The 16364-nt window shown below is 64.9% G+C and carries 14 protein-coding genes; 3 read left to right on the top strand and 11 right to left on the bottom strand.

All coding sequences use genetic code 11. The annotated features are described in order from the left end of the window. Positions 1-20 precede the first annotated feature (20 nt). The 3 genes from EYZ64_RS15670 to EYZ64_RS15660 form a co-directional block, all read right to left on the bottom strand. Positions 21-2921, bottom strand: coding sequence for an MMPL/RND family transporter (locus EYZ64_RS15670; protein ID WP_135454548.1), 2901 nt, complete (start codon positions 2919-2921; stop codon positions 21-23). Then, positions 2918-3328 (bottom strand): MmpS family transport accessory protein, encoded by a 411-nt coding sequence (locus EYZ64_RS15665; RefSeq protein WP_135460037.1) that lies wholly within the window; start codon positions 3326-3328, stop codon positions 2918-2920. The genes EYZ64_RS15670 and EYZ64_RS15665 overlap by 4 nt, the downstream gene beginning before the upstream one ends. Before the next feature lie 535 nt (positions 3329-3863). Then, positions 3864-4850, bottom strand: coding sequence for a hypothetical protein (locus EYZ64_RS15660; RefSeq protein WP_135454546.1), 987 nt, complete (start codon positions 4848-4850; stop codon positions 3864-3866). A gap of 198 nt (positions 4851-5048) precedes the next feature. On the opposite strand from EYZ64_RS15660, the gene EYZ64_RS15655 reads away from it, so the two are divergent. Further along, positions 5049-6344, top strand: a complete 1296-nt coding sequence (locus EYZ64_RS15655) for an adenylate/guanylate cyclase domain-containing protein (RefSeq protein ID WP_135460036.1) — start codon at positions 5049-5051, stop codon at positions 6342-6344. Here EYZ64_RS15655 and EYZ64_RS15650 read toward each other — a convergent pair. The 8 genes from EYZ64_RS15650 to EYZ64_RS15615 are packed head-to-tail and all read right to left on the bottom strand — an operon-like array spanning position 6341 to position 14003. Beyond that, positions 6341-6826 carry a Dps family protein gene (locus tag EYZ64_RS15650; RefSeq protein ID WP_135454544.1) on the bottom strand — a complete coding sequence of 162 codons (486 nt, stop codon included), beginning with the start codon at positions 6824-6826 and terminating at the stop codon, positions 6341-6343. The two genes, EYZ64_RS15655 and EYZ64_RS15650, sit on opposite strands and share 4 nt — an antisense overlap. Before the next feature lie 59 nt (positions 6827-6885). Continuing rightward, positions 6886-8661, bottom strand: a complete 1776-nt coding sequence (locus EYZ64_RS15645; protein ID WP_135454542.1) for a DUF2339 domain-containing protein — start codon at positions 8659-8661, stop codon at positions 6886-6888. A gap of 43 nt (positions 8662-8704) precedes the next feature. Further along, on the bottom strand, positions 8705-9358 hold the full coding sequence (locus EYZ64_RS15640) for a response regulator (protein ID WP_135454540.1): 654 nt from the start codon (positions 9356-9358) through the stop codon (positions 8705-8707). After that, positions 9355-10509, bottom strand: coding sequence for a MacS family sensor histidine kinase (gene macS / locus EYZ64_RS15635; RefSeq protein ID WP_135454538.1), 1155 nt, complete (start codon positions 10507-10509; stop codon positions 9355-9357). Before macS ends, EYZ64_RS15640 begins: the two co-directional genes overlap by 4 nt. 58 nt (positions 10510-10567) lie before the next feature. Further along, positions 10568-11425, bottom strand: coding sequence for a sulfurtransferase (locus EYZ64_RS15630; RefSeq protein ID WP_135454536.1), 858 nt, complete (start codon positions 11423-11425; stop codon positions 10568-10570). A gap of 10 nt (positions 11426-11435) precedes the next feature. Further along, on the bottom strand, positions 11436-12188 hold the full coding sequence (locus EYZ64_RS15625) for an amino acid ABC transporter ATP-binding protein (RefSeq protein ID WP_135460035.1): 753 nt from the start codon (positions 12186-12188) through the stop codon (positions 11436-11438). A 17-nt stretch (positions 12189-12205) separates the two neighbouring features. Further along, positions 12206-13108: an amino acid ABC transporter permease gene (locus tag EYZ64_RS15620; protein WP_135454534.1), complete on the bottom strand. Its 903-nt coding sequence runs from the start codon at positions 13106-13108 to the stop codon at positions 12206-12208. Positions 13109-13115: 7 nt separating this feature from the next. Beyond that, positions 13116-14003 (bottom strand): ABC transporter substrate-binding protein, encoded by an 888-nt coding sequence (locus EYZ64_RS15615; RefSeq protein ID WP_135454532.1) that lies wholly within the window; start codon positions 14001-14003, stop codon positions 13116-13118. A 207-nt stretch (positions 14004-14210) separates the two neighbouring features. Between EYZ64_RS15615 and EYZ64_RS15610 the strand changes: the two genes are divergently transcribed. Next, positions 14211-14810: an HdeD family acid-resistance protein gene (locus tag EYZ64_RS15610; protein ID WP_135454530.1), complete on the top strand. Its 600-nt coding sequence runs from the start codon at positions 14211-14213 to the stop codon at positions 14808-14810. 90 nt (positions 14811-14900) lie between these two features. Continuing rightward, positions 14901-16364 (top strand): cytochrome ubiquinol oxidase subunit I, encoded by a 1464-nt coding sequence (locus EYZ64_RS15605; RefSeq protein ID WP_135454528.1) that lies wholly within the window; start codon positions 14901-14903, stop codon positions 16362-16364.

Raw genomic sequence — 16364 nt, 5'->3', positions numbered from 1 at the left:
GGAGGACGCGTTCATGACAGTCAGCGCTCTTCCCTCTGCAGGATGGAACGCACAAGCTGGCCGCGACCGGACGGGCGCCCTGCAGCACTGAGCGGACGTGGGTGCACCCGCTGCGGCCACCAGAACCACCGCCCCAGCAGCGCGGCGATCGCCGGTGTCATGAATGCGCGTACCACCAGGGTGTCGAACAACAGACCGACGCCGATGGTGGCACCAAGCTGCCCGATCGTGACGAGGTCACTGACGACCATCGCCAACATGGTGAATGCGAACACCAGGCCGGCGGCCGTCACCACCTTGCCGCTGCCGCCCATGGCCCGGATGATGCCGGTGTTGATGCCGGCGCCGATCTCCTCTTTCATCCGAGACACCAGTAGCAGGTTGTAATCGGAGCCCACCGCCAACAGGACGATCACCGACATCGCCAGCACGACCCAGTTCAATGGCATGCCGAGGATGTGCTGCCAGATGAGCACGGAAAGCCCGAAGGCCGCGCCGAGCGAGAGCGCCACCGTGCCCACGATCACCAGGGCGGCGACGAAGCTCCGCGTCACCACGAGCATGATGCCGAAAATGAGGCAGAGCGCGGCGACGGCCGCGATCAGAAGATCGTATTTGGACGCTTCGACCAGGTCTTTCACGGACGCTGCGGTGCCTGTGAGATAGATGGTGGCATTTTGCAGCGGCGTGCCCTTGAGCGCTTCTTCGGCCGCGGTTTCGATCGGGTCGACCAGCGACATGCCCTCGGTCGTTGCCGGGTCGCCTCGTTGGGTGATGAGCATGCGGGCCGCCTTCCCGTCCGGTGACAGGAAGATATCCATGACGCGCTGGAAGTCTTTGTTCTCGAAGACTTCCGGAGGCAGGTAGAAGGAGTCGTCGTTCTGCGCTGCGTCGAATGCCTTGCCCATCGCGGTGGCGTTGTCGGCTGTCGCCTCCATTTGATCCATGATCCCGGACATGGTGCTGTGCATCGTGAGCATCATGGTTCGGGTGGATTCCATGGTCGAGATCATCACCGGAAACTGAGCGGCCAATTGCGGCAGAATTGCGTCGAGTTTATCGAGATTGTCGACCAGGCTGACCATCTTGACGGTAATTTGGTCGATACCGTCGAGCGTGTCGAAAACCCCTCTGATCGACGAGCAGATCGGAATCGTGTAGCAGTGCGGTTCCCAGTAGAAGTAGTTCCGGATCGGTCGGAAGAAATCGTCGAAGTTCGCAACATGGTCGCGCAGTTGATTGGTCACCGTTTGCAGCTCGTGGGTATCGGCGACCATTTTATGCGTGGTGCTGACCATCTCTTCCGTCAGTGCCTGCATGCGCTTGACGATGGCAATCGTTTTCGTCATGTCGTCGGCCTGCACCAGCAGGTCTTCCATTCGATCCTGCTGGAACGGCATCAAATGGGTCTGAGACGCGTTGCTCATGCTGAGCATGAACGGAATCGTCGAGTGTTTCAGTGGCTCGCCGGCGGGACGGGTCGGCGCCTGAACCATGGAAACTCCCGGCACGGATTGCACGCCCTTGGCCAGCTTGTTCAGGGTCAGGAAATCGATCGGATTCCGCATGTCGTGGTCGGCCTCGATCAACAGAATATCGGGCGCCATCATCAATGACTGGGGAAAGTGTCGCGTCGCCGCCGCATAACCCACATTGGCCGGGATGTCCTGCGGGATGTAATTCTGGTCGTTGAAGCTCGGCTTGTACGCGGGAAGCGCCAACAGGCCGATGAGCGAGACCGCGCACGTCGCAACGAGAATGGGCCCCGGCCACCGAACGACCGCCGTGCCCACCTTCCGCCACCGACGGGTGGTGAGCTTCCGCTTGGGTTCGAACAGCCCGAAGCGGCTACCCACCGCGATGACCGCCGGAACGAGTGTGACGGCCACCAACACGGCGGCGGCCATGCCCACAGCAGTGGGAACGCCAAGAGTTTGATAGACCGGCAGGCGGGTGAAGTGCAGACAGAGAATCGCCCCGGCGATCGTCATGCCGGAACCCACGACCACCTTCGCGACGCTGTGGAACGTCGTATAGAACGCCTCTTCTTTATCCTCGCCGGCCTGGCGCGCCTCCTGGTAGCGCCCCGTGAAGAAGATGCCGTAGTCGGTTCCCGCCGCGATCGCGAGCGCTACCAGCAGATTGACGACAAATGTGGTGATACCGATAACCCCGAGGCTGCCGAGTAACGCCACCACCCCTCGGGCCACCGTCAATTCGATGCCGACGACCACCAGCATCAGAATGACGGAGATGATCGATCGATAGACGAGCAGCAACATCACGAAGATGACCGTGAGGCTCAAGGAGGTGACCAGTCCCACCGTCCGGTTGCCGGCCGGGCCCAGATCCGCGGCGAATGCAGCCGGTCCCGTCACATAGGTCTTGACTCCCGGCGGCGCCGGTATCCGGTCCACGATCGCGCGCATCGCCTCAACGGACTTGACCGCCGATATCTCCTGGTTGCTGGTGAGAGTCACCTGTACGTAAGTGGCCTTGCCATCGACACTCTGCGCGGCGCCCTGGGTCATCGGGTCGCCCCAGAAATCCTGGACGTGCACCACATGCGTGGTGTCGGCCTTCAACTGCCGAACCATCTCGTCGTAATAGCCGTGCGCAGCATCGCCGAGGGGTTGCTCACCCTCCAGGACGATCATCGCGACAGCGCCCGAACCGGCTTCGCCGAACAGTTGCCCCATGCGCTGCATCGCCTCGAAGGACGGTGCAGCGATGGGATCCATCGCTACCGCATGCTCTTTCTCCACCTGCTCCAGCGAGGGCACGGCAACACTCAGGATGACGGTGACCGCCAGCCATCCGAGGATGATCGGCACCGACAGCAGCCGAACCATCCGCGCGACGAACGGCCGGCGCTTACTTATCGGCAACGGCTCCGTGATGGGTTCACTTTCGGTGCTCATGCGGCCTTCAGCTGACAGAAGGTGAATGCGCTCACGCCGGTTCGAACCTTCTCGTCCTTCACCTCATCGCCGACGAGGATGCGGCAACCGATGCTGTCAGTGTTGCCCTGCGCGGAGATGTTTCCCATCGCCGTCGCATCCGAGATCGGGAAGTCCATCGACCATGGCAGGGGCGCATCCCTGATGAGTTGCGGCTCGGCATCGGCATCGAAATAGCTGATGGTCGCAAGTGTCCCCGGGGGGCCGAACACCTCGTAAACCAGGTGCTTGGGATCGTGGGGCCGCTTCTCCTCACGTTCGGTGCTCGTGTACGCGGGGCGACTCTGGCTGCCGAATACGCCGTGCAATCGCGACACAGTAAACCCGCCCGCGACTCCCACCACTACCAGCACCAGCGGAATCCACAGCCGCTTCAGCATCCTGAAAATCGCGAGTTCCTCCGCCTGTCTCCGTGCCGGCACCATGGCAGGTGCTCAAACATGCATTTGCAGATCGGATACGACCACAGCGGACGATCGAGCCTCGGATGCGGGTGCATCCCAGGCTCGACGGCGCACGGAGCTGACGCAACGTGCTGCGCGCCCAGTGAGCGCACCCGATCCCGAAGAGTAAACCATGTCGATGCGTCAATATGGCGCAAACGAGTCAGTTCACCGGAATCGGTTCAACGCCTTGACAATCGCCCCCAAGCCTCACCTCGCTGGCACACCAACCTACACCGCGGGTGACTACCACTGTCCGGGCACCGCCGGGCCGATGCCACACCGCTGGAGAAATAGGAACTACCTATGAAGTTTCTATGAAAGGACCACGAAGTGCGCCATTGCTGCCGGCGGGTCCACGGATGCGACCTCGAGGCGATGAATCCATCCAGCGCACGCGCCGGCACCGCTCACTCGCCCCTGACGGCCAGGTTCCGGAGCTACCAGAATTCTGAATGCCTTACGGCAGGAACCGCGCGATCTGTGGCGACGGCAGCGTCTGCGCGGCCCGGGCCTGACGGAAACCGACCACACCGCCGGCCGCCGTCATCAACACCATCCCGCCAAGGCCGGGCAACACTGCCAACAGAAGGTCGGAAGTGCTGGCTGTGCGCAGGTAGTCGGCATACCCGAGCCTGAAGGACTCCGGCACTGACGGCACCGAAAGTGGCTGTGCTGACGGCGGTTCGGACCGGGGTGCGGGACTGCTCGGTGCACTCGGGGCTGCGGGCGGCACACCCGCGGGTGGCGCCGAGGGCACCGGGGCCGGGATCACCGGGACGGGAGGCACGACGACTGGCGCCGGGGCGACGGGAACGACCGGGGCCGCAGGTACCGCCGGAGCCGGTGCGGCCGGGGCCTTGGGCGGGGCTGACCGGATGACGATTTGCCGGCTGCTCGGGGCGGTAGGCACGGGAGCCAGGTTCGGGGCCCTGCCGATGTTGCCGGTGGCAGGCATCCCTCCACCACTGCCGCCGCCGGACACCACTGCCGAGGGCGCCTGAGCGGTCCCAATGGTCACGGCCGCAGACGGAGCCTGCGCGGCCCCACCACCGACGGTCGCGGAAGGAACCTGCCCGGTGACCCCGACGCCCGTCGACTGCGGAGCCTCGGCGGTCGAAGCGGATCGGGCGGCGGACGGGGCCGATGAATCGCTCACGCCGACTTTGACCTTCGGCCCGGTCGACACCTTGGGTCCGTTCGACGCGTTCGACCCACCGAGGCTGCCATTTGATTTACGCGGCCCGGCGTTGCGCTGGTTGCCCACCTTGGCGCTGTGGTCGGACTTCTTCTTTTGCTTGTGATCGAAGATGTGCAGGACGTCGATGTCGATCCCGAACAGGTCGGCCGAGGCCACCGCGGTACCCAGCATCCCCGGCCCGGCCACCATGGCACCACAAGCGATTGCACAGCCGGCTGCGGTGTTGCGCATCCATGACCGATCCACGAAAAGGTCCCCCCCAGAAGTGATCGGCGGCAGAATTGCCGCGCTCACTGGAACAAGTTCCCATTGTGACATACCGGCGTTCAGTCGGGTTTGCTGGACCGTGACGCCAAGAGCGGCCTACCCAATGTCGACCGGCCGGGTGGCCGGCGGCGATACGCTGTGTTCGTGGTGGTCAGCGAGTTCCGCCGCCCGGTGTGCATGCCCGAGGTCGCGTTGAACAACCGCGTGTCGGCCCGCACTCGGCATTACGCCGAGTGCATATCGAGCCGCCTTCGTGTGTTGACCATCGCGACATGGATCGCTGCCGCGGTGTCGGGAGGGTTCGGAATCTTCCAGCTCACCCTCGGTGGCCCCATGTGGCGGCTGGCCTTCGTCAACCTCGTTTCCGCTGCTCTGTTCCTTTTGGTGCCAGTCCTCTACCGGTTCGGCGAACTGATCGCGCCGCTCGCGTTCTTCGTGTTCGCCTACGTGTCGGTGTCCGTGATGTGTTTCGCGATAGGGACCGGCTCAGGCTTGCAGTTCTACTTCCTGGTCGCGGCGTCGCTGGCGGTCCTGGTGTTGGGAATCGAGCGCATCGTGCTGGCGGCGACACTGGCGGCCTTGGGTGTGGCCGCCACCATCGCGCTGGAAGTCCTCGTTCCCGATGATCGGGGCCTTGGGCCGCCCTGGGCACTGACCGCCGGTTTCGTGAGCTCGGCCGTTTCTGCCGCGGTGATGATGTTTGCCACGGTCTGGTTGTCGCTCCGCGAGATGGCCCGGGCCGAGCAGGCGATGGAAGCCGAATATCAGCGGTCCGAGCAATTGCTGGGCAACATTCTGCCCAGTACCATCGCGCAGCGACTCAAGGAACCGTCACGCACGATCATCGCCGACAAGTACGACGATGCCTCGATCCTGTTCGCCGATATCGCCGGTTACACGGAACGGGCCAGCGATATCACCCCGACAGACCTGGTGAGTTTTCTAGACCGGCTCTACACCGATCTCGATGCGCTGGTAGATCGTCACGGCCTGGAGAAGGTCAAGACCAGCGGTGACTCCTACATGGTGGTGGCCGGGGTGCCCAAGCCGCGTACCGATCACATCGAGGCGCTGGCCTGCCTGGCTCTCGACCTGGCCGACGCCGTCGCCGACCTCAAGGATCCGCGAGGGCGTGCGGTGCCGCTGCGGATCGGTCTCGCCGCCGGGCCCGTGGTGGCCGGGGTGGTCGGGGCCCGCAAGTTCTTCTACGACGTCTGGGGCGACGCGGTCAACGTCGCCTCACGGATGGAGACCACCGATGTGGCCGGTCGAATTCAGGTGCCGCACAACGTCTATGAGCGAATCAGCCATGCGTTTGTGCTCGAGGAGCGCGGCGATGTGGAAGTCAAGGGCAAGGGTCTGATGCACACCTGGTATCTGGTCGGGCGTCGCGACGATCAGGCGGTACGCACCCGACTGGAAAACTCGGGCCCGATGCGTACCGCCTCGGTCGTGCCGCCTGCCGGCGTTTAGACCTTGCGGTTCTCCGACTTGATCAGCCAGGCCAGCTTCTCCAGACCATCGATCAACTGGTGCAGGATGTCGGCGGTGGTGGGGTCGTGCGCGTCCACGGAATCGTGCACCCCACGCAAGGTGCCCACCGTTGCGTAGATCCGCGTAGAGACGAGGTCGACCACCTCGTCGGTACTGTGCTCGTAAGCCGGGAACTCCGGAAGCGTCGTGCTCGACACGACGGTGTCCGACCGCCCGTCGGGGACGGCGTCCAACGCGCGCATCCGTTCAGCGATCGTGTCGCTGCCCTCCCTGGCGAAATCGACGACCTCATCGAGTTGCAGATGCAGATCCCGGAAGTTCGTGCCGACGACGTTCCAGTGCGCCTGCTTGCCTTGCAGCCCGAGCTCGATCAGATCGACGAGCACCTGCTGCAGATAACCGCCGAGCTCCGGTGCGGCCTGATAACCCTGGATATCGGATTCGTTTCGACGTGTACTCATGTCATAGGCAACGTTGTTTAAACTGGAATCACTCCAGATTAGAGAATCTGTGGCCACGCTCACATCGGCGGCTTGCCGGCCACCTGGTCCTGTTGATTGAGCAGCCGGGCATAGCCGGCACCCATACCCAGTAGCGCCAGCCCGACGACGATGAACACTGCGACTCGGAACATCCCATCCAGGGTTCCCAGGTCGAACAGGAACAGTTTCACCATGGCGGCGACGACGAGTGCCATCCCGCCGCCGATCGGTAGCGATCGCTGCGCCTTGGGACGTCGTGCCGCGTAACCGAGCAACCCGGCCGCCACCGCGATCCAGCAGATGGTGGCCGCCATGTGGCCACCGAAGAACCCGGCGCCGGTGCCACCGACGACAACGCCGGCGCTGACGGTGAACACCGTCACCGCATACCCGGCCGCCACTGCCGCGGCCACCCACACCAGCCGGACCACCTCCTGATCCGCCTCACCGTCGGCCGACCACGCCCAGGAGATGGCGGCGGCCGCAGCGATCGCCAGAACGCTGCCGATCAGAACCGAAATAGTAAGTCCTGCAGATAGTTTCGTGGCATGCACCAGGCTGTCGAGGCCGGCGAATTCGAGGTAGATGGCGCCACCCACGGCCGCCAGGCCGACGGCTATCCACCGCGTCACGCCACGGCGGCGCCCGGCCACGGCGACCACGGTGGCCATCGCGAGCAGCAGCGGCCCGGCCACCGGCCCGTCGAAGGCAACCAGCACGGAGATCAGCGCGGCGACCGCCGCCAGCACAGACCAGACCTGACGGACCACGACGCTCACCCCGGGTACGCCGTCGCCGAGGGCCACGATCGCAACCAAGGCCGCAGCCAGCGCCGCAGCCATGGGGGATGCGATGACGCGATCGACGGCAGCCGCCACACAGAGCACCGGCAGGACGCCGACCGCCGTCAGTACCGCCGTCGCCGCCGGTCTGGTGGTCCAACGCAGCACCAGCACGCCACCCGCGAGCGCCAGTACTGCCGCGAGCCCACAGGTCAGTGCGAGCACGAGGTCGTGCCGACCGTCGATCGAGGTGGCTGCCAGCGCGATCAACAGCGGCAACGTGGGCGCCGCGATGCGCGCGGCATACAACCAGATCCAGTCCCGACCGAACTGGACCGGCAGCGCGGCGGCCGAGAGGGCCAGCATGAACCCGATCAGCAACAGGGTCACGCCGTCGGTGACGACAGGTGCCAGTGCGATCAGTGGCACCAGGACCAACAAGCCCAGCTGTTCGGAGTTCCACCGCCGCGCCAGCGTCAGGCCGCCACCACCGATTGCCGCAGCCAACGCCAGACCGACCGGTGCCGACACCCAGTCATAGATCGTGGTCACGGCGATCACGTCGATGTATGCGGCGGCGACGCCGGTCGCAGCCAACGCGATCGCCCCGGTCCGGCCGCCCGGCCGCCGATGGAGCCACGACCCGACGCCGACCAGTCCTGCAGCCAGCACGGCGCCCGCCGCAACCCGGAACTCCGGTCGCAGGATTCCCGCCTGTGCCGCCAGCACCAGCAGCAGCACCACCCCGGTGAGCGTCACTGTCACCCCGGCCACCGCGAGCGCCTTGCCGATCCAGCCTTCTGACCGTTCTGCGCGAAGCGCGGGGGCGGGCCGCGGCGGTACGGCGGCGGCGACAGCCGCGGGCGATGGTGAGACCACAGGAAGTAGAGGCAACGGAGGCACGGGCACCGGTGCCTGATCGAGCATCCGGTGCAGCTCCCCCAGATCCGCCGACACCCGGTTCATGTACGCCGAAATCGCGGCAAGGTCCGACGACATCCGCGCGATCACAGCGCGATGAGGTTCGCTCATGCCCTCATCGTGGCAACAAAACCGGCTGCGGTGATGAGTAGGACTACTCGTCGAGCCCGTGTTCGATCGCGTAGCGGGCCAATTCGACGCGGTTGGCGACCTGCAACTTGCGGAATGTCGCCTGGACGTGGTTCTCCACCGTGCGGTGGCTCAACGACAGACGCGTGGCGATCTGCTTGGCCGTCAACCCTTTTGCCACGTAGCGCAACACCTCGGTCTCCCGCTCGGTCAGGCTCGGAGTGGCCGGGCCGTCGTCGGGCCGTTGAGCGATCCGGCGGTATTCACCGAGTACCAGCCCGGCCAGCCCCGGGGTGAACACCGCACGCCCCTCGGCGGTCGCCCGCACCGCCGCGGTCAGCTCGGCTTTGGACGCGCTCTTCACCAGATACCCGGTGGCCCCGGCCTTCACCGCCTCCAGGACGTCGTCGCGCTCGTCGGAGGCCGAGAGCACCAGCACCCGCGACGACGGCGACACTATGAGCACCTCCGCGGTGGCCGTGGCACCACTGCCGTCGGACAAGCTCATGTCCATCACCACCACATCGGGCAGCACCACGCCGGCCCGTCTGCGCGCGGAAGCCACGCCGTCGGCGGTGGCCACCACATCGAATCCCTCGTCGGCCAGGTCGCGAGCCACCGCGTCGCGCCAGATCGGATGATCATCGACGACCATCACGGTCAGTGCGGCCTCGGTCATGACTGTCCCTTCTCGCTCGCGGCACGGCCCGGGCGGGGCAGCGTCAGTTCCCACTCCGTGCCACATCCCGGCGCGGTGTGCAGATGTGCTTGCCCGCCCAGCCAATCCATCCGGCCCACAATCGATTTCGCGATTCCCACGTGGCCTTCGCGAGCCGCCTCGGCCAGGCGCCCGTCGCCGATGCCCACGCCGTCGTCTCGGATACTCACCGTCACCGAATCCCCCAGGTCTTCGAGCAGCACGAAAACCCGGGCGTCCGGTCCGGCGTGCGCGGCCGCGTTGTCCAGGGCGTTGCTCGCCGCGGCGAAGAACTCATGGGCTGGCTCGTTTTCGAGCAGCACCGGCTCAGCCGGCAAGCTGACCGATACGCGATCCGACGCGCGAGCCCGCAGCAACGCGCCGATGTCAGTGGCCCCACCGGTGTGCAGTTCCGGGTCGGGTGCACTGACCAACCTGCGCAGGGCGCGTTCCTGCTCCCCCGCGAGTTCGGCCAATTGAGCTGTCTCGCCGCCGATCTCACGTCCGCGCCGCGATACCAGGGCCAGCACCTGAATGGCGCCGTCGTGTACCCGGCGTGACAACCGCTCCCTTTCCTCCAGTGAGGCGGCCAACCGCACTGCGCGCTCCAACTCGGCATGGGCGCGACGCGCAGTCTGGGCGGCCATCCCCACCGCCAATCCCACCGCCAGTTCGATGACGATGGTGGCGTTGCGGCCCAGATTGATGCTGACGTAGCCCTTCAACGCGGCCGCCGCAGCCATCACCCCCAACCCGGCGGCCATCCCCCCGACCGGGCCGAATTGCAGGGCCGCCGAAATGGTGGCATTCGTCGCCCACAATGTGGTCGGCCACGACTGATTGTCGGCGATCCAGTGGTCGGATGCCACCAACTCGGTCGACAGCATCAGAGCCAGGACCACGACAATCTCGGCGATCACCCACGACGGACGACGACCGAAACCCTGCAGGTAGGCGATCGCGCAGGCGATGCTCCAGGCGATCAGTAGCGCACACAGCACACCGGCGAGTACCGGACGCGCCAGATCGTCGTTGATCGCGATCTGGAACCCCAGCGCGTACAGGCAGCTCAGCAGCCGAAAGATCTGCGCGGCACGCCACAACGGTGTGACCGGGTCGGGGCGGCGCTGCATTGGCCCAGCATAAAGTTGCCGACCGGCACCAGGGAGCACCGAATCTCACGCGTCGGGGCTATTGCTCGCCCCGGGCCACGGGCCGGTCGGGGTTCGACGCCCACTCCGACCACGACCCGGGGTACAGCGCCGCATCCACGCCGGCGGCAGCCAGCCCCGCCACCGCGAGCGCCGCCGTCACCCCCGACCCGCAGTAGGCGCCGACGTCAGCACCGCCGGCCACGCCTCTATCGGCGAGCAGCGCGTGAAGCCGGGCCTCCGGCAGCAGCGTTCCGTCCGCGGAAAGCAGCTGGGTGCTGGGCAGATTGACCGCCCCCGGGATGTGGCCCGCCACCGGATCGACGGGTTCGACGTCTCCGCGGAACCGTTCCGGTGCCCGCGCATCCAGCAACACGTCCACCTCGGACTGCGTCTGTTCGGCGGTCAGGGTACGCAGGGCGCCCCGGTACAGGTCGTCTTGGACGGCGTCGACGTCGCCGGGCTCGGGCGTGACCGGGCCCTCCTCCAGGGCCTCACCGGCCGCGGACCAGGCAGCCAGACCGCCGTCGAGAATGCGGACGCCGCCGATCCCGGCCGCCGTCATCACCCACCAGGCGCGGGCTGATCCGGCGCGATTCCAGTCGTCGTAGACGACGGTCGGCACGCCCCTGCGGACACCCCAACGACGGGCCGCCGCCTGCAGGTCCACCCCGGAGGGCAACGGATGACGACCCCGGCCGTCGATACCGTGGTCGGTCAGTTCGTCGTCCAGCGAGACGTAGACGGCGCCAGGCAGATGACCGGCCAGATAGGCCTGTTCACCGTCGGGCTCGGCCAACGACCAACGCACGTCCAGCACGGTCAGCGGATCCCTGGAGGCGATCCGCTCTCGAAGCTCGCCGACGGTGATGAACACGTCATCTCGTGCGGTAACCACGCAATCGAAGCTACATCACCTTCGACAGAAACTCCTTTGTACGTTCGTGTTTGGGGTTGGCCATCACCTCGCGAGGAGGGCCAGTCTCCACTATCACACCGCCGTCCATGAACACCAGCTTGTCGGCGACCTCACGGGCGAAACCCATCTCGTGGGTGACCACCACCATCGTCATGCCCTCGCCCGCGAGTTTCTTGATCACCGCCAGCACCTCACCGACGAGCTCGGGATCCAGCGCCGAGGTCGGCTCGTCGAACAGCATCAGCTTCGGATTCATCGCCAGCGCCCGGGCGATGGCGACCCGCTGCTGCTGCCCGCCCGACAGTTGTGCGGGATACGCGTCGGCCTTGGCGGACAACCCCACCTGATCCAGCAGATCCTTGGCCCGGGCCAGCGCGGCATCCTTCTTCACCCGCTTGACGTGGATGGGTGCCTCGATGACGTTCTCCAGCGCCGTACGGTGCGGGAACAGGTTGAAATGCTGGAACACCATGCCGATGTCCCGGCGCTGCCGGGCGGCGTCCCGCGGAGCCATCTCATGCAGCTTGCCGCCGCGTTCGCGATAGCCGATCAGGTCCCCGTCGACATAAAGGCGGCCCGCGTTGACCTGCTCAAGATGGTTGATGCACCGCAAGAACGTCGACTTGCCCGAGCCGGACGGGCCGACCATGCACAACACCTCGCCCCGGCCGACGTCCAATGTCACGCCCTTGAGGACGTTCAGGGCGCCGAAGTTCTTGCACACACTCTCGGCCCGAACCATCGGTTCGGCGGCGGCGGTCAACTCGTCACTCCCATCTGGGCTTTGGCCAAGGCCTCAAGTTGTTTGGAGGTGAGCTTGCGCGAGGCACCCCGCGAGAAGTGCCGCTCGAGGTAGTACTGCCCGACCATCAGCACGCTGGTGATCGCCAGGTACCAGGTGGACGCCACCAGTAGCAGCGGAACCGGTTCGAACAGCGCAACCCCGATATCTTTTGAGCGACCGTACAACTCGAAGCTGTACGGAACGGCGGTGACCAGCGACGTGGTCTTCAGCATGCTGATGAACTCATTGCCGGTCGGCGGGATGATGACGCGCATCGCCTGGGGAAGAACGGTGCGGCGCATGGTCATTCCCCACGACATGCCGAGCGCGACCGAGGCCTCTGTCTGTCCCTCGGGCACCGAGATCAGGCCGCCGCGGATGATCTCGGCCATGTAGGCGGCCTCGTTGAGACCCAGGCCGAGAACCGCCAGCCAGAACACATTCGGATCGGACAGGCTGAACTCGAAAAGCCGCGGACCGAACGGCACGCCGATCTGAATGTTCCTGTAGATCACCGGGACGAGCCCCCACAGCACCAACTGCACATAGATCGGTGTGCCGCGGAAGATCCACAGATACGTCCAGGACACGGCCTTGAGGACCGGGTTTGGCGACAGCCGCATCACGGCGAGCAGCACGCCGAGAACGAGCGCCAGGATCATCGAATAGATGGTCAGTTGCAGCGTGTTCCAGGCCGCTTCCGAAATGCGTTGGTCGAAGAGGTACTTGGCGTACGTCCCCCAGCCGTAGGCCTCGTTGGTCGCCGCACCATAGACGAACAACCCGAGCAGGACGAGGATGACGATCGCCGCCACCCACCGCCACGGATGCCTCAGCGGTACAGCGTCGATGGCGGGAGGCGGCGATGCATCAGTCATCGGCGGCTCAGTTGATCGCACCGTTGACGACCGGCTTGTCGATCATCCCGTTCTCCGCGCCCCAATTCGCGGCCACCTGCTTGTAGACACCATTGTCGATCAGGTGCTGCAGTGCCTGCTGCAGCGACGCCGCCAGCGGCGAATCCTTCTGCACCGCCCAGCCGTACGGAGCGGAATCGAAGATCTCCCCTGCCGCCTCAAGCTTTCCGTTGCTCTGTTTGATCGCGTATGCCGTCACCGGTGAATCCGCCGACATGGCGTCGGCCTGCCCGAGCATGACCGCACTGGTGGCTGCAGTCTGGTCGTCGAACTTCACGACCTGGATGGCAGGCTTACCCGCCTTGACGCATTTCTCGCTGCGCGCCGGCAGTTCGTCGGTGTCCTGCACCGTCGCCGTCTGCACCGCGATCTTCTTGCCGCATGCGTCCTCGGGGTTGATCCCCGCACCGACCTTCTGCGCCCACGCCGAACCGGCACTGAAGTAGGTCACGAAGTCCACCTGCTCTTCGCGCTTCTTCGAGTCGGTGAACGAGGACATGCCGACGTTGTAGTTCCCGCCCTGGACCGACGGGATGATCTTGTCGAACAATGACGCCCGGTACTCCGGGGTCAGGCCCAGGGTGGCGGCGATCGCATTCATCAAATCGACGTCGAAGCCGATGATCTGCCCGGCGGGATCCTTGAATTCGTTGGGCGGGTAGGACGGGTCGGTACCGACGATGAGCTTGCCGCTCGACTTGATGGGCTCCGGCAGGGTATTGGCGATCGCGTCGACCTTCTCGACCTTTGCCGCGGTCGTCGTCTTGGTTTCGGATCCACCGGATTCGGTATTGTTCGCGCAACCCGACAGCACGAGTGCGCCGCTCGCGGCAACTACCACCGCGAAACTCCACATCTTGCTTCGTCGGGGACGACATCCAACAGTCACGGTTGCCTCTTCTCTCTGTTTACGGCTGTGGTCGGGCTATCCCAAGTCGGACACGTTAACGGGCTCCGGTCGGGGATGCAGCGCCGGTAACGGAACCTTAACGAGCATGCTTCAGCGCCACAGCCTTACCGCAAAAACCGCGATCTACATCTGCTTTTGTGTCAAACTGCCAGCATGGAAACCACTGCTTCGCCAAACTTGTTGCCGCATCTGTGGAAATCGACGCTGGTTTCCGGGATTCTCGCTGTCATCCTCGGGATCCTGGTGCTGGTGTGGCCCGGCATAACGATTCTGGTCGCCGCAATCTTTCTCGGTATCTATCTGTTGATCAGCGGCATCTCGCAACTCGTCCTGGCATTCAGCCTGCGCTCATCGGTCGGGGGACGCATATTGCTGTTCATCGGCGGTGCCGCGGCCCTGGTGCTGGCTGTGCTCTGCTTCATCAGCTTCACCAATGACCTGCAATCCGCAGTCGAACTGCTGGCGATCTGGATCGGTGTCGGGTTCATCTTCCGCGGTGTCGCGACGGCGATGTCGTCGATCGGAGATCCCTCACTGCCGGGGCGCATCTGGGAGATCATCGTCGGCATCATCAGTGTCATCGCCGGCATCATCATGTTCGTCGCCCCACTGCAGGGTCTGGTCGCGCTGGCTCAGGTCACCGGCATCATCCTGATCGTCGTCGGGGTTATCGAGGTGATCTCGGCCTTCGCAATCCGCAGCGACGCCAAGAAGCTCAAAGCCGCAATCTCGCCGCAGGCGCCGACGGCGTGACGTAAGACACCGGTCAGGGTAAGCGGCTTGTTCCCGAGCATCTACTACACTCCGTCGTAGATTGGTCTGAGACCTCGGAAGTAGGGCCAGATGGACGCTTTGGACGTATCCCGGTGGCAGTTCGGAATCACCACCGTTTATCACTTCATATTCGTTCCGCTGACCATCGGGTTGGCACCGCTGATCGCCGTCATGCAGACGGTGTGGGTGGTCACCGGGAACGACAGCTGGTACCGGTTGACCCGGTTCTTCGGCAAGCTGTTCCTGATCAACTTCGCGATCGGTGTCGCCACCGGCATCGTGCAGGAGTTCCAGTTCGGCATGAACTGGAGCGAGTACTCGCGTTTCGTCGGCGACATCTTCGGCGCTCCGCTGGCCATGGAAGGCCTGGTCGCGTTCTTCTTCGAGTCCACATTCATCGGACTGTGGATCTTCGGTTGGACCCGGCTGCCGAGGCTCGTTCATCTGGCCTGCATCTGGATCGTGGCGCTGGCGGTGAACATGTCGGCCTTCTTCATCATCGCCGCGAACTCGTTCATGCAGCATCCGGTCGGTGCGCGATTCAATCCGGACACCGGTCGTGCCGAACTGACCAGCATCGTCGCCCTGTTCACCAACAACACGGCGATCGCAGCGTTCAGCCACGCCGTCGCCGGCGCATTCCTGACCGCAGGCACCTTCGTGGCGTGCGTGTGCGCGTGGTGGATGGTGCGCTCGCACCGACGTGGCGAGGACGGCGCCGCCGACGCGGTCACGATGTACCGCCCCGCCACCATCCTGGGCTGCTGGGTCACGCTGGTCGCCGCGGTCGCGCTGTTCTTCACCGGCGATGCGCAGGGCAAGCTGATGTTCCAACAGCAGCCGATGAAGATGGCCTCGGCGGAATCGTTGTGCAACAGCAAGACCGACCCCAACTTCTCGGTGCTGACCGTCGGCACCCACAACAACTGTGACAGCGTCGTACACCTCATCGAAGTGCCCTACGTCCTGCCGTTCCTGGCCGAAGGCAAGTTCACCGGGGTGCACCTCGAGGGCGTGACGGATCTGCAGGCACGCTTCGAGGAGCAGTTCGGGCCCGGCGACTACCGTCCCAATCTCTTTGTGACGTACTGGTCATTCCGGGCGATGATCGGATTCTTGGCGGTGCCAGGGCTGTTCGCGCTCGCGGCGCTGTGGCTGACCCGGGGCGGCAGGATCCCGCAGCAACGCTGGTTCAGCTGGTTCGCGCTGCTGACGATCCCCACCCCGTTCCTGGCCAACAGTGCCGGTTGGGTATTCACCGAGATGGGCCGCCAGCCTTGGGTTGTGGTACCGAATCCGACCGGCGATCAGGACATCCGGCTGACCGTCGCCCAGGGCGTCTCCGGCCACGGGGCGGGCATGGTGTGGCTGTCGCTGATCACGTTCACCCTGGTGTACGCCGTGCTGGCCGTCGTGTGGTTCTTCCTCCTCCGCCGTTACATCGTCGAGGGACCCCTGGAGCACGACTCCGAACCTGCCCCGCCGACACCGCCGAACGATGACGCCGTCGCACCGTTGTCGTTCGCCTACTGA

It is taken from the genome of Mycobacterium sp. DL99, from assembly GCF_004762045.1.
Lineage (GTDB): Bacteria > Actinomycetota > Actinomycetes > Mycobacteriales > Mycobacteriaceae > Mycobacterium.
The sequence above is the reverse complement of the archived record's forward strand: the minus strand, read 5'-3'. Positions and strand labels throughout refer to the sequence as shown.